The organism is Marinobacter sp. LV10R520-4, from assembly GCF_002563815.1.
Classification (GTDB): domain Bacteria; phylum Pseudomonadota; class Gammaproteobacteria; order Pseudomonadales; family Oleiphilaceae; genus Marinobacter.
On the sequence record NZ_PDJM01000001.1, the window covers coordinates 2,009,911 to 2,023,188 of the forward strand.

A 13,278-nucleotide genomic window follows, 5' to 3' on the forward strand; every position below is an offset into this window, starting at 1 on the left:
CCTGTGTTCGCGTCAGTCGGGAATGTCGTAACCGTAGTCTTTTATAATTTTTAGCGCTTGCGGGCTGCGTAAAAATTCCAGCCACTGGCGCGCAACAGGCTTGTCTTTGCCGTGATTCAGTAGCACCGCTTGCTGGTCGATGGGCGCGTACATCTGCTGTGGTACCACCCACAGTGTGCCATTGCTGTTTTGCCAGGCGTTCACCTGAGACAGCGCCACAAAGCCCGCCTGAGCATTGCTGGTGGCCACAAACTGAAAGGTCTGTGCGATTGAGTCACCGCGCACCAGGCGCGGTTGCAGGCTATCCCACAGGCTCATATGACTTAATACCTGCTGCGCGGCCAGACCATAAGGCGCGGTTTTCGGATTGGCAATGGCCAGGCGTTTGAAGTCAGCGGTTGCGAGCCAGCTTTCCGGGTCCGTAAACACATCGGGTTCCGGGCTCCATAACGCCAGTCTGCCACGGGCGTAGGTGAAACGGCTACCGGCAACGGCGCCACCGCTGTTTTCAAGCATTTGCGGGCGCTCACTGTCTGCTGCTTGAAACACATCGAAGGGCGCGCCGTTCTCGATCTGGGCATAAAGCTTACCGGTGGAGCCGTAACTGGCGGCAACTGAATGGCCGGTGGTTTGCTCAAACAACGCAATCAGGTCACGAGTGGTGTCGGTAAAGTTAGCAGCGACCGCAATGCGTAACGGCTCGGCGCCGGCAAGGTTGGCAGCAAAGAACAGTAGCGCAGCAGTAAGTGAGCGTGAAATCAGGCGGCTGAAGGTAAACATGCAATGAGTCTCTATATTCTGGTGGATAAAACAAGCTGCGCATCGAGTTTGGCTCAAGCGGGTTTCGGCGTCGCCGCTGTTTGAGTATGACAGTTAGGGTATGAAAGTTTGCCTATGACGGTTTGGCAAGAAATCAGCACAAGTGCGGTTGGCACGTTAATATGAGGCCATCAAATTCGCCTAAAGATAGGGTAATGGAATGAAATTTAAAAGACTTTTAACAGTCGCAGGGGCGGTCAGCTCTGCGCTTTTTTTAAGCGCCTGCGCCAGCATTATTTTCTAAAGTTGCTTATGAATGTAAACCAGGCGCGCTTTGGTGATCACGGCGAGCTGTTGTTGAGTGCCCCTTCGGGCGAAACTATCCGCGCTTTCCAGTCATCACCCAAGCCATAGCTCTCATAAATGCGCTTGAGGTCGCCGGTGGCACGCAGGTGGCGTACGCCATCGCTGAGTATCCGGGCTAACTCTTCGGCGTGTGGGCTGGAAGGGGGAAACGCTGCGTAAATTGGCGCGCTGTAAACTTTGCCGGCGCTTCTTAGTTCTGGTGGGTTTCGCTCACTCTGAAGTGCCCAGGCCATGACCTGGCTGTCCTCCAGCAGCAATTGCGCGCGCTGCTCATGAATCAGCGCCAGCGCTTGTGGCAGGGGTTTCGTCCCTGAGAGCTCCAGTATGCGATCCTGATTCTCCCGATGTTCGTGTATGTAGGCGTTAATGTCCGGAGCATAGAAATAATTAACGATTGTCAGCAGTGTTAAACTCTCCAGCGAAGGTAGCCCTTGATACGTCCATTCGCTGTTTTGATGGGTGAAAAACAGAGTTTCCGAGAGCCCCAGAGATTCCTTTGGATAGACGAAATCTTTGGCATCGCCCTTAAACGCCCCAATCACGCCGTCAATGTGATTGGTTTGGGCCTGTTGCAAAGCTCGGGCCCAGCTCATATTTACATAGCTGACGTCAATGCCCTGAAGCGCAAAGGCTTGGCGGGCAATATCAACCATATAGCCTTCGCGGCTCGAGCCGGCGTCGCAGTTGTGGGGGCACCATGGGTCAGCGGCTAATACAATGATCTTGGGCAGCGCGAGCTGTTCACTGGGGTGCGAATAAGCCAACGCAGCCGTTGGCAAAAAAGTGCTGCTAAACAAACTGATAAGCAAAAAGAAAACCGGATGCCGGATGCTCATAGGGTGTGACCGCTGTGACTGTTATCGCAGTTTAGCGGGTGATTGCAGTGTTGTCGTGCTGGAGAGTGCTTGACGAAACCGCGATAGCCGGCCAATCTTCCCAGGCTTTCGGTCTGATATATTCACTGGTCAGAGGTATTCACAATGATAAAAATCTTCGAAACAAAAACCGCACCCAACCCACGGCGTGTGCGTATGTTCATGGCGGAAAAGGGCCTGATGGACGTGGCTGAATTTGTAGAAATTGATCTGCAAAAAGGCGAAAATCTGACGCCCGAATTTGCCGCCCGCAATCCGTTCAAAAAAGTGCCGGTAATGGAATTGGGCGATGGCACTGCGGTGGCCGAGACCATGGCTATTTGCCGTTATTTTGAGGAAAGCTACCCTGATTCGCCCACATTATTGGGCGACACGGCGTTGGAGAAAACACTGATTGAGCAGTGGCTGCGCTGGATAGATTTTTACTTTTTTATGCCCACAGGCATGTGTTTCCAGCACACCAGCGGGTATTTCAGTGATCGCATGAATCCGATTAAAGAATGGGGCGAGGACTGTGGCAAGGCGGTGGTGTCGTTCATGGCTTTTCTGGATGAGCACTTGGCGGGCAAAGACTACATTTGCTGCGATCGTTTTACGGCTGCGGATATCAACGCGTTTGCCACCGTTGCCTTTGCGCGGGTGGTGAATATCCGTATCGCGGCAGAACACAAGAATTTGCAGGCCTGGTTTGATCGCATAAAAGCACGGCCTTCCGCTAGCGTTTAAAAAGTTTCGGGGGTGGTTGCTGCCATCGCAAGGTGAATGTCCAGCTCGACACTTTCAACGCGGTTGCGGCCGTTCTGCTTGGCAAGATACAACCCACTGTCATGGCAGGGCCACCAACCGCAACGCGCAGTTTTTCAGCGACCGCCAGTGCGTTGTCCAGTTTGGTGTCTGGCAGAAGAACCAATAATTCCTCTCCGCCCCAGCGGCAAACAATATCGCCAGCGCGCACATGATTTTTCAGTCGTTGAGCGGTTTCAATCAGCACTTCGTCGCCCACATAATGGCCATAGTTGTCGTTAACTCGCTTGAACATGTCCAGATCGCCCAGAATCAGGCTGAACGGGTGTCCGTGGCGGGCATGGCGAGCAACCATCTGTTTGAGTGATATATGAATAGCGTGGCGGTTGAGCAGTCCGGTTAGCTGATCGGTCGACGCCAGGCTTTTGAGCTGCTGCCGGATTAGAAACTCGGATCGCCGCAGTTGGCTGAGAGAACCGCTGACGACTATGCCCACAAAAATCATCACCAGCGGGTCAAACAGAAACGGTAGGAGCTGTTTGAATTCCAGGCCCATAATGGCCAGGGCCGCAAAGAACAGCGTCAAAGGGATGACAAAAAACATCCACCACTGCTCCAGACCGCGTACTGAAAGAATGGACACACCAAAAAAACCGATCATCAAGACATTGGACATCTGGTACAGAGTGTCAGGGCTGTAAAGTGCGTGCACCACAAATAGCGACAGTGACAGGCCCATCACCGACAGCGCTATTACGCGCAGCAGCAAGCCTGGGTTTACCTTGGGCTTTTTCGTGTAGTGAACAAACAACGTAAACAGAGCCACCAGCAGTACCGGTGCCCGCAGCAAGGTTTCGATGATGTGAATATTTCCGTAGATGCCGCGCTGACTGGGGTTAACCTGATAAATCACGAGAATGACTGTGATCAACCACCCGGCAATCAGTGCGAGCTGTTTCTCAACCTGGCGCAGAAAACCCTCATATGCGGATTGCCACTGCGGGGGTATGGGCGTGCGGCGAAAATCCACGACAGTTCATCCTTGTGAACAGCGTTCACGGGTAGGCGTATACTTATAATAGTTCAGCAAATACCTGCCCGTTACAACCTCAAATATCCATTTTTTGGTCGAACTGCGTCCGTTGAATACACCGCGTTAGCGAGCATTGCGAAAAGGTCTATGCAAACAGTTCCTGCAGCTTGGCTCCCGGGTCAGGTGCGCGCATGAAGGACTCGCCAATTAGAAAACCATAAATGCCGCGGCCGGTCATGGTTTCGACGTCGGCGCGGGTCATAATTCCGCTTTCGGTGATGGCGAGTCGCTCTGGGCCAATGCGCTGGTGCAGGTTGAAGGTGGTTTCCAGCGATACCTCAAAGCTGTGTAGGTCGCGGTTGTTGATGCCCACCAGTGGGGTGCTGAGGGTCAGGGCGTCGTCCATTTCTTCGCTGTTGTGAACTTCTACCAGCACGTCCAGGCCTACCTCGTGGGCGATGCCTTCGAGCTCCTGCATCTGGCCTTTGGTCAGGCAGGCGGCAATCAGCAATATGCAATCGGCGCCGATGCTGCGGGATTCGTAAACCTGGTAGGGCGATACCATGAAGTCTTTGCGGATAACGGGAAGGCTGCAGGCGTTACGAGCGGCCACCATGTAATCTTCGTGGCCCTGGAAGAAGTCGTGGTCGGTGAGCACAGACAAGCAGGTGGCGCCGCCTTTTTCGTAGCTTTCGGCAATCTGCGCCGGCTCGAATGGGTCACGCAGTATGCCCTTGCTGGGCGAGGCTTTTTTGATTTCGGCGATCACCGCAGGTTTTGAGGCTTCTATGCGCTGGCGCAGGGCGTTGGCAAAACCGCGGGTGCCGGGCTGGTCGCCGGCTCGTGCTTTGAGGTCAGCAAGACTGGCGGTGCGCTGGCGCTGTTCGATTTCCTGCCATTTTCTGTCGACGATTTTGCGCAAGATGGTGGGCGTTTTGTCGTTCTGTTCTTTCATTTTTTTGGTTCCGTATTTGCGCTGATCTGCTGTTCATTTTGCTTAAAAGCACTGGGAAAACGTTGCCAGTTCGGTCAGTTTACCGTTGGCCCTACCGGAGCCGATGGCGTCCAGGGCCAGTTGTACGCCTTCTTTGGCTGTGGGTGCCATCCCAGCAATATAAATAGCGGCGCCGGCGTTCAGGGCGATCATGTCGCGGGCTTTTTCAGCGCTTTCGGTGTGGTCCCGGCCAAAGGCGGCCTTGATCAGGGCCAGAGATTCTTCGGCGGTGTTAACGGTCAATCCAGACAGGGTTTGGCTTTTTATGCCCAGGTCTTCCGGAGTTATTTCATATTCGATAATTTCGCCGTTTTTCAGCTCGGCCACGTGTGTGGTGCTGGCCAGGCTAATTTCGTCCAGGCCGTCTTTCGAGGCCACCACCATGATGTGTTCAGAGCCAAGTTTTTGCAGTACTTCGGCCATAGGGCGGCACAGAGTTTTGCTGAAAACACCCACCAACTGGCGTTTTACTCCGGCGGGGTTGGTCATCGGGCCGAGGATGTTAAACAGGGTACGGCAGCCCAGTTCCTTGCGCGGGCCGACGGCGTGTTTCATGGCGCCATGGTGGGCCGGGGCGAACATAAAGCCAACGCCAACCTGTTCTACGCAGCGGGCGACCTGTTCTGGCGTCAGGCTCAAATTAATACCGGCCTGTTCGATCAGATCGGCGCTGCCACTTTTTGAGGACACCGCGCGGTTGCCGTGTTTGGCGACGAAGCCGCCGGCCGCAGCCACAACAAAGGCGGCCGCAGAAGAGACGTTGAACAGGTTGGCGCCGTCGCCGCCGGTGCCAACGATGTCGACCAACGGTTCGGCGCTGACGTTTACACTGGACACCAGTTCGCGCATGACTTCTACCGCGCCGGTAATTTCATCCACGGTTTCGCTCTTCATGCGCAGGCCCATCAGCAGGGCACCAATCTGGGCGTTGGTGGCTTCGCCGTTCATGACGATACGCATCACCTGTTTCATTTCGTCACGGGACATGTCGAGATTTTCAGCGACCCGGTTCAGTGCGTCTTTCATGTCCATTACATCAGCCTTTTTGTTCGGTTCGCGGGTGTTCGATTCGCAGAAAGTTACGCAGCAGTTCGTGACCCTGCTCACTCATGATGGATTCAGGGTGAAACTGGACGCCTTCCACGGCCAGGGTTTTGTGGCGCACACCCATGATTTCTTCGACGCTGCCGTCGCCGTTGCGGGTCCAAGCGGTCACTTCCAGGCAGTCGGGCAAGCTGGCCTGTTGAATCACCAGGCTGTGGTAGCGGGTGGCCTGCAGCGGGTTGTTCAGGCCGCGGAATACGCCTTTGCTGTGATGGTAAACCGGGGACACTTTGCCGTGCATGACTCGGCCGGCCCGAATCACCTGACCGCCGAACACCTGGCCGATGGCCTGGTGGCCCAGGCAGACGCCCAGTATCGGAATTTTGCCGGCGAAATGGCGGATAACGTCCATAGATATACCGGCTTCGCTGGGGGTACAGGGGCCGGGGGAAATCACCAGCCGTTCTGGGTTCAGGGCTTCAATCTGCTCCACGGTGATTTCGTCGTTGCGATGTACCTGCACGTCGGCACCCAGCTCGGCCAGGTACTGCACCACGTTGTAGGTGAAGGAGTCATAGTTATCCAGCATTAAAAGCATAATCTGTCCCTCGCCCCGGCATTTTAAATAGTTAGTGGTCAAAGTCGTTGTAGGTCATGGCGACGGCGCGGAAAATGGCGCGGCCTTTGTTCATGGTTTCTTTCCATTCCAGGCGTGGTACAGAATCTGCGACTATGCCGGCGCCGGCCTGTATGTGCAGGGTGTTGTCTTTGATCACCGCGGTGCGGATGGCGATGGCGGTGTCCATGTTGCCGTTGAACGACAAATAGCCCACGGCGCCGCCATACACGCCGCGTTTGACCGGCTCCAGCTCGTCGATAATTTCCATAGCGCGGGTTTTTGGCGCGCCGCTCAAGGTGCCGGCGGGTAGGGTCGCTTTTAATACATCCAGGCAGCTGATGCCGTCTTTTACCTGGCCGGTGACGTTCGAGACGATGTGCATCACGTGGGAGTAGCGCTCAACTGCCATTTTTTCAGTCAGCCGCACGGTGCCGGTTTCCGATACGCGGCCCGCGTCGTTGCGGCCAAGGTCAATCAGCATCAGGTGTTCGGCAATTTCTTTTGGGTCAGCCAGCAGTTCGGCTTCCAGGGCGCGGTCTTCAGCTTCGGTGGCGCCGCGTTTGCGGGTGCCGGCGATGGGCCGCACGGTCACTTCGCGGTCTTCCATGCGCGCCAGAATTTCCGGTGATGAACCCACAATGTGGAAATCGTCCAGATCCAGAAAGTACATGTATGGAGAGGGGTTCAATACCCTGAGTGAGCGATACAGGTTCAGTGGCGGTGCTTCAAATGGAATCGACATGCGCTGGGAGATGACGGTTTGCATTACGTCGCCATCCAGAACGTAGTCCTTGATTATGCCCACGGCTGCTTCGAATTTTTCCTGACTGAAGCCGGACATAAATTCGCTTTCATCCACGGTTTTGCCGCGCAGGTGATCCGGGGTTTTCGGCGCTTGCGCGGTGCTTTGGCGCAGCTGCTGTTCCAGTTGATCCAGGCGCATCTGGGCTTGTTCAAAGGCGCCGTCGTCTGCCGGGTTTACGTGCACAATCAGATGCAGTTTGCCGCGTAGGTTGTCAAATACCACCAGTTCGTTAGACACCATGAGCAGAATATCGGGGGTGCCAATGCGGTCTGGCGGGCAGCTGTTAGCCAAACGCTTTTCAATGTAGCGAACGGTGTCGTAGCCAAAATAGCCCACCAAGCCACCGTTGAAGCGCGGCAGTTCAGCCAGATCCGGGGCGTGGAAACGTTCCTGATAGCTGGCGATAAAAGCCAGTGGATCTTCTACCTGGCTGCTTTCTACCAGTTCGCCATGGCGGCGGATTTCAATACGGTGATCGAAAACTTTCAATACTTCCTGACTGGGCAAGCCGATGATGGAGTAACGGCCCCATTTTTCTCCTCCTTGAACGGATTCAAACAGGTAGGAATAGGGCCCACTAGCCAGTTTTAGGTAGGTGCTTAACGGGGTATCCATATCCGCCAGTACTTCACGGTACACGGGGATGCGGTTGTAGCCGGCTTGTGCCAGCTCGCTGAAGTGTTCGGGGGTCATGATCGGGCTTCCTATAGTCTGCGAGGTTACAAAAGCTCGCTCAGGGAATCAACCACGGCATTGGCTCCCAGTGCCTGCACGGGGTTGCCAAAATTGTAGCCGTAGGTGACGGCCACGCACGGAATTCCCGCGGCTTTGGCGGCCTGCACATCGGCGGCCGAGTCGCCGACCATTACCGTAGTGGCTGGTTGGCCGTTCAGTTTTTCCATGGCGTACAGCAGGGGTTCCGGGTCGGGCTTTTTGTTGGCCAGAGTGTCGCCCCCGACGATGAGCTTGAAATAACCGTAAAGTTTTAACTGTTTCAACAAGGGCGCCACAAACTGCTCGGGCTTGTTGGTGACGATTGCCATCGGGCAGTTCATTTTCTGCAATCGATCCAGGCATTCTATTACGCCTGGATACACCTTGGCATGCTGGCCGTTGGCTGTTTCATAGTGTTGGAAGAACAGCTCCATAGCCTCCTCGAATAGGGCTTCGTCCACAGCGTTGGGCGGTTGCCAATCGGCTTTACCCGCCAAAGCGCGGCGCATCAATATCGCGGCGCCGTGGCCCACCCACTGGTGCACCCGATCGATACCGACAGGTGGCCGGCCCAGCTTTTCCAGTGTTTGGTCGACGGCAGCGGCCAAGTCCAGCGCGCTATCAACCAGGGTGCCATCCAGATCAAACAGGGCGGCGGCTGGCCAGCGTGCGTTAAAAAGACCTTTCAGAGTCATGGCAGGTTCCGTTCAAAAGCTCAGAGTTTTACTGGCGTGTTCAAGTTCGGCGCGCATGGCGTCGATGGTGGCCTTGTAATCATCGGTACTGAAAATGGCCGAACCGGCAACAAAGGTATCGGCACCCGCTTCGGCAATTTCGCGAATATTGTCGGTTTTTACTCCACCGTCTATTTCCAGGCGGATATTGTAATTGCTGGCGTCTATACGCTTGCGCGCTTCGCGCAGTTTATCCAGAGTGCCGGTGATGAACTTCTGGCCGCCAAAGCCCGGGTTTACCGACATCAGCAGAACCATGTCGAGTTTGTCCATTACGTAGTCCATGTACTGGAGCGACGTTGCAGGGTTAAACACCAGTCCGGCCTTGCAGCCGCCATCGCGGATCAGTTGCAAAGAACGGTCCACGTGCTGGGACGCTTCCGGGTGGAAGGTGATATAGCTGGCGCCGGCATCTATGAACTTGCGAATCAGGTCGTCCACCGGAGACACCATAAGGTGGACGTCAATGGGCGCCGTAACGCCGTGTTTGCGCAACGCCTCGCAAACCATGGGGCCGATGGTCAGATTGGGCACGTAATGGTTGTCCATAACATCAAAATGCACCACATCGGCACCGGCGGCCAATACGTTGTCGACTTCCTCGCCCAGACGGGCAAAATCGGCAGAAAGGATGGAGGGTGCGATCAGGTACGGATTCATGGTTCGCCTCGGGCTGTCGGCCGGAACGATTCCGGCATTTCGGTATGGTTAGTGCTGTGGCTGTTATTGCTGCTGTGCACGGCTGCGGCTGCTAGTCTATCAGCTCACAAGGGTTTTTCGCAGCGTGAGAGCGCAATGGGTGGCAATGTAAGTGATGGATAATCGTTTGTTGTTATTTATTGGGTTATTGGTGTTGTTGGCCACGGCTTTGGTGCAAGCGCAAGACGAGCCTGCCGATGCGGTTCAGGCCAGTGGTGACGTCGCCGTTGCCGATGAGGCTGCGGAGCCAAATGCCAACCCTGACGATAAAGCAGCTGTGCCAGCTGACGCCCGGTCACAACGGGCCAGCGTGGTAACCGGTCAGGGCACCATGGCGCTGTTGCAGCAGTGGCCTCAGTCTGCTGTGTGGCTAGAGGTTGATGGCGCCGACGGCACACCGAATTCTGTGCTGTCGCTGGTTTTCACGCCATTGAAAAATGCAGCAACCACTGGCGTTGTGGTGCTGGCAGATGAAGGCCATAACGCTGGCGAAGGCTTTGTGACCGCCCTTGCCGGCGGCCTGGCTGATCGGGGGCTGACAGCTCTGACGCTGGGCCTGCGTGCGCCGACGGGTGGATTGAAACAGGTGATGGAGCGCGAACTGCCGCTGCCTGAAGCATCGCCCGCGGTACCCGCAGCAGAGGAAGGCCAGGTGCCACAGCCGGTGGGGGCCCAAGCTGCCGGGGCGTCCTCAAACGCAAATTCAAGCGCAAATCCAGACCCCTTGCTGATTGACGTAGTAGCGGGCACCGAGTTGTCTGAGGCGGAGTTGCAGTATCGGCAGGAGGTGGCTGCGCAGTTACGGGCGGCCATTGGCTATCTGAAACGCGAGGGTTACCAGCAAGTGGTGCTTGTGGGCGTTGGCCGGGGCGCCAATTTTGCCACTGCGTTGCCAGAACTGGCTGAAAGTGCGGGTCTGGTTTGGCTGTTGCCCAGGTTTTATCCCCGTGACCTTAAAGAACTGGCAGAACGTTTTACCGAAACCCCCCGCTTACGTGTGTTAGATGTGCAGGCGGTGCGCGGCAACCGGGCACAGAGCGCGATGCAGCGCACGACCGTTATGAACCAGGTTGAGGTTGCGCATTACCAGCGCCAGCGAGTAGCGGTGCAAGAGCCTGTGCAAGCGCGGCAAGGTGACGCTTTGGCCAGCCGCCTGGAGGCGTGGATAAAAGCGGATAGCAAGCCTGCTATGGATTAGCAGACGGCTTGGCGCCAGGCGCAGCGGCCGAACGAGTTACGGCATCACCATTATAATGGCTTATGGCGTTGTTTAATGAACTCCCAGGCTTGCTGATAGCGCAGCAGGCGTTCTTTTGCGGCCGCCAGTTCGGCGCGGGTCAGTTGTTGCTGGGCGAGTTTGTCCGGATGTATTGAAGAAACCTTGCGGCGCCAGATACGTTTGGCCTCTTGTAGAGAATCGTGGCGGGTAATGCCCAGAATCTCGCAGGCGTCCTGGTAGCTTTTCGGTGCCGGGGGCAGAATCGTCGCTTGCGGCCACACCTGGGCCGCGTAATGGTCAAATATGTCATCGCTTACGCCTACCGGTAAACCACTCTGCACTATGGCGTCTTCACAGCGGTAACGTCGCGCCTGTGATGGCCGGCCATGCAGCTGTGCGCTGTGGCACAGGCAAATGGCCAACATGACAGCCCGCTGTGCCAATAAGGGCGTAACCATTTTTAGCCACCAAGCCTTCAACGGCCCAAGTTGACCGGTGGTTTTGCCTTGGGTAAACCAGTGAGCGGCGCGCTTACGCTGGCGCCGATTCAAGTTCAGTGCGGCCATCAACGCTTCGGCGTAGTGAATGTCGGCCTTACCAACAATGCCCTCTGCCTTGGCAATATGGCCGAGAAAAAAGAACAGATAGCGCTTACCGAAAAGCGGCAGCCGCTGTTGCTCAAGCAGTTCTTCAGCCTGACTCTGGCAGTGTGTCAGTCGCGGAAGGAGATAGCGCAGGGCGTGATCGAGCCGCCGCGATGCCGGGCGTCTTTTTACCATTGGAAACCTCGCGAATCTCGAGAACCTCGAGAATCTGGCGCGCGCAACTGCTGGTCAAGCCAGCTGAGACGTACCGGTGTGCCTACATCCAGCCATTGACCGCCATGATGGACGCCTTTTACCCGATTCGCCGCGGCGGCCTGTTGTAATAACGGCCCGAGTTTGCCTGATTGGTCTGTTAACCCTGCAAACAGCCGGCGGTTAAGCAGGCTAACGCCGGTAAATGTCAGCCTGGGCGTGGTTTGATCACAGCCGATTCGGCCATCAGGTTCCAGCGCAAAGTCCCCTTGCGGGTTGTGTGCGGGGTTGTCGGTGAGCACCAGCAACGCGTCGGCATTGTCGGGTGGTTTTAATTCGCGCAAATCGAAATCGCACCAGATGTCGCCGTTAATCACCACAAACCAGTCATCGTCGGCGTCGGTCAGCATGGGCAGCGCGCGCACAATGCCGCCGGCGGTTTCCAGTGGTTCGCCTTCGCGGGAATAACTCAGCTTCAGGCCAAAGGCGTCACCCTTGCCCAGTACCTCTGCGATCTGCTCGCCAAGCCAGGCCAGGTTGATAATCACGTCACTGAAACCGCTGCGCGCGAGGCGCTGCAGGTGGTAGTAAATCAGCGGTTGCCCGCCGGCCTGCAGCAGCGGTTTTGGTGTGTGCAGGGTCAGCGGGCGCATGCGCTCGCCTTTGCCCGCGGCCAGAATCATAGCCTTCATGGCTGGTGCGCGCCGGGCACGGGGCCCAAGGTGGCTTCCACTGGCGGCACCACAGTGCTCAACAGCCAGTCATGGAAGGTGTGCAAGGCCGGCTGGCGGGCGCTCGCACTGCACAGGTATCCAAGTGTGCGGGGAATGTCATTGAGGTAGTCCGGCTTGCCATCGCGTAGCGCCAGGCGGGCGAAAATACCCGCGGCTTTCAGGTGGCGCTGCATACCCATCAGCTCGAACCATTGGTGAAACGTAGCCGCATCCGCGCTGTGCAGGCCGGCGTTAAGACTGCTCTGGCGATAGTTTTCTAGCCAGGTTTCCACGCGCTCGTGGGGCCACTGCACGTAGCAGTCCTTAAGCAGCGACACCAGATCATAAGTGACAGGCCCCATGACCGCATCCTGAAAATCGATGACGCCGGGGCGATCATCAATACCCGTTACCAGCAGATTGCGGGAGTGGTAGTCACGGTGCACTGGCACCCTTGGCTGTGCACTGGCGCTTTTTCGCAGCAGGGTAAATGTGGCGTTTAACATGGCAAGATCGCTGTCGTTCAGCTCGAGCCCTAGCTGGCGCTGAAGCAACCAGTCGCGGAACAGTGCCATTTCCCTATCCAGTAAATCGTTGCTATAAGCCGCCAGCGGGTAGTCAGGGTTGTCGGGCAGTTGTTGAATGCGCAGAAGTTCTGCCAGTGCGTTGCCGTAAAGTTTGTCTGTGTTAGCCGTGTTGAGCTGCCCCAGCAACAGGCGATCGCCAAAATCTTCCATCAGAAGAAGGCCCTGGGCCAGATCTTGCTGCAACATGGCGGGCACTTTCACGCCCTGGCTGCGCCAATGTTGGGCCAAAGTAACAAAGGGCTGGCAGTCTTCGTGCTCGGGCGGTGCGTCCATCACAATAAATGCCTGATCGGCTCGGGCTCCTTGTGTTTCTTGAATCCCTTGCACCTTCTGCCAGTCAGCGCTGCGCCATACCCGAAAATAACGCCGAAAGCTGGCGTCGCCGGCTACCGGCACCACGGCGGTGTCGGCAAAACCGGGGAATTGACTGACCCAGCAGGTCAGCAGTTGCAGACGGTGGTCCATGGCGCGCGGGTTTCCTTAAAGGGTGCAAGGCCGGTGCCCGCGGCTTGGATGCGGGCTTCTGGAGCACTAAACTACGAAGATCCGCGGTTGGAGTAAAGCTTGCTGCAACGG

At 56.4% G+C, this 13,278-nt stretch carries 14 protein-coding genes; 2 read left to right on the top strand and 12 right to left on the bottom strand.

What is annotated here, in order from left to right; translation table 11 throughout:
• Positions 1-12: 12 nt before the first annotated feature.
• Both modA and ATG98_RS09690 read right to left on the bottom strand, forming a co-directional pair.
• On the bottom strand, positions 13-780 hold the full coding sequence (gene modA / locus ATG98_RS09685) for a molybdate ABC transporter substrate-binding protein (RefSeq protein WP_098420859.1): 768 nt from the start codon (positions 778-780) through the stop codon (positions 13-15).
• 320 nt (positions 781-1,100) lie between these two features.
• A complete protein-coding gene (locus tag ATG98_RS09690) occupies positions 1,101-1,961 on the bottom strand; it encodes a substrate-binding periplasmic protein (RefSeq protein WP_098422790.1) in 861 nt (286 codons plus the stop codon).
• Positions 1,962-2,105: 144 nt separating this feature from the next.
• Between ATG98_RS09690 and ATG98_RS09695 the strand changes: the two genes are divergently transcribed.
• The gene (locus ATG98_RS09695; RefSeq protein WP_098420861.1) at positions 2,106-2,726 is read left to right on the top strand and encodes a glutathione S-transferase family protein; all 621 of its coding nucleotides are present in this window, start codon (positions 2,106-2,108) and stop codon (positions 2,724-2,726) included.
• On the opposite strand, the gene ATG98_RS09700 is transcribed toward ATG98_RS09695, so the two are convergent.
• The 7 genes from ATG98_RS09700 to rpe form a co-directional block, all read right to left on the bottom strand.
• Positions 2,716-3,774 (bottom strand): GGDEF domain-containing protein, encoded by a 1,059-nt coding sequence (locus tag ATG98_RS09700; protein ID WP_228706077.1) that lies wholly within the window; start codon positions 3,772-3,774, stop codon positions 2,716-2,718. The genes ATG98_RS09695 and ATG98_RS09700 overlap by 11 nt on opposite strands.
• Positions 3,775-3,922: 148 nt before the next feature.
• Positions 3,923-4,732: an indole-3-glycerol phosphate synthase TrpC gene (gene trpC / locus ATG98_RS09705; protein ID WP_098420862.1), complete on the bottom strand. Its 810-nt coding sequence runs from the start codon at positions 4,730-4,732 to the stop codon at positions 3,923-3,925.
• Positions 4,733-4,774: 42 nt separating this feature from the next.
• Positions 4,775-5,803, bottom strand: a complete 1,029-nt coding sequence (gene trpD / locus ATG98_RS09710) for an anthranilate phosphoribosyltransferase (protein WP_098422792.1) — start codon at positions 5,801-5,803, stop codon at positions 4,775-4,777.
• Between the two features lie 4 nt (positions 5,804-5,807).
• A complete protein-coding gene (locus ATG98_RS09715) occupies positions 5,808-6,413 on the bottom strand; it encodes an anthranilate synthase component II (RefSeq protein WP_098422794.1) in 606 nt (201 codons plus the stop codon).
• 31 nt (positions 6,414-6,444) lie between these two features.
• Complete coding sequence (trpE, locus tag ATG98_RS09720) at positions 6,445-7,932, bottom strand: anthranilate synthase component I (RefSeq protein WP_098422796.1); 1,488 nt, start codon at positions 7,930-7,932, stop codon at positions 6,445-6,447.
• A 26-nt stretch (positions 7,933-7,958) separates the two neighbouring features.
• Complete coding sequence (locus ATG98_RS09725) at positions 7,959-8,648, bottom strand: phosphoglycolate phosphatase (RefSeq protein ID WP_098422798.1); 690 nt, start codon at positions 8,646-8,648, stop codon at positions 7,959-7,961.
• Positions 8,649-8,660: 12 nt separating this feature from the next.
• On the bottom strand, positions 8,661-9,347 hold the full coding sequence (gene rpe, locus ATG98_RS09730) for a ribulose-phosphate 3-epimerase (protein ID WP_098422800.1): 687 nt from the start codon (positions 9,345-9,347) through the stop codon (positions 8,661-8,663).
• 166 nt (positions 9,348-9,513) lie between these two features.
• Here rpe and ATG98_RS09735 point away from each other — a divergent pair, with 166 nt between their 5' ends.
• On the top strand, positions 9,514-10,584 hold the full coding sequence (locus ATG98_RS09735; protein WP_228706078.1) for a DUF3530 family protein: 1,071 nt from the start codon (positions 9,514-9,516) through the stop codon (positions 10,582-10,584).
• A 50-nt stretch (positions 10,585-10,634) separates the two neighbouring features.
• Here the strand turns inward: ATG98_RS09735 and ATG98_RS09740 are convergent, their stop codons facing one another.
• The 3 genes from ATG98_RS09740 to ATG98_RS09750 are packed head-to-tail and all read right to left on the bottom strand — an operon-like array spanning position 10,635 to position 13,167.
• Positions 10,635-11,384, bottom strand: a complete 750-nt coding sequence (locus tag ATG98_RS09740) for a molecular chaperone DjlA (RefSeq protein ID WP_098420869.1) — start codon at positions 11,382-11,384, stop codon at positions 10,635-10,637.
• Complete coding sequence (gene murU / locus ATG98_RS09745) at positions 11,378-12,094, bottom strand: N-acetylmuramate alpha-1-phosphate uridylyltransferase MurU (protein ID WP_098420870.1); 717 nt, start codon at positions 12,092-12,094, stop codon at positions 11,378-11,380. The genes ATG98_RS09740 and murU overlap by 7 nt, the downstream gene beginning before the upstream one ends.
• Complete coding sequence (locus tag ATG98_RS09750) at positions 12,091-13,167, bottom strand: aminoglycoside phosphotransferase family protein (RefSeq protein WP_098420871.1); 1,077 nt, start codon at positions 13,165-13,167, stop codon at positions 12,091-12,093. Before ATG98_RS09750 ends, murU begins: the two co-directional genes overlap by 4 nt.
• Between the last annotated feature and the right edge of the window lie 111 nt (positions 13,168-13,278).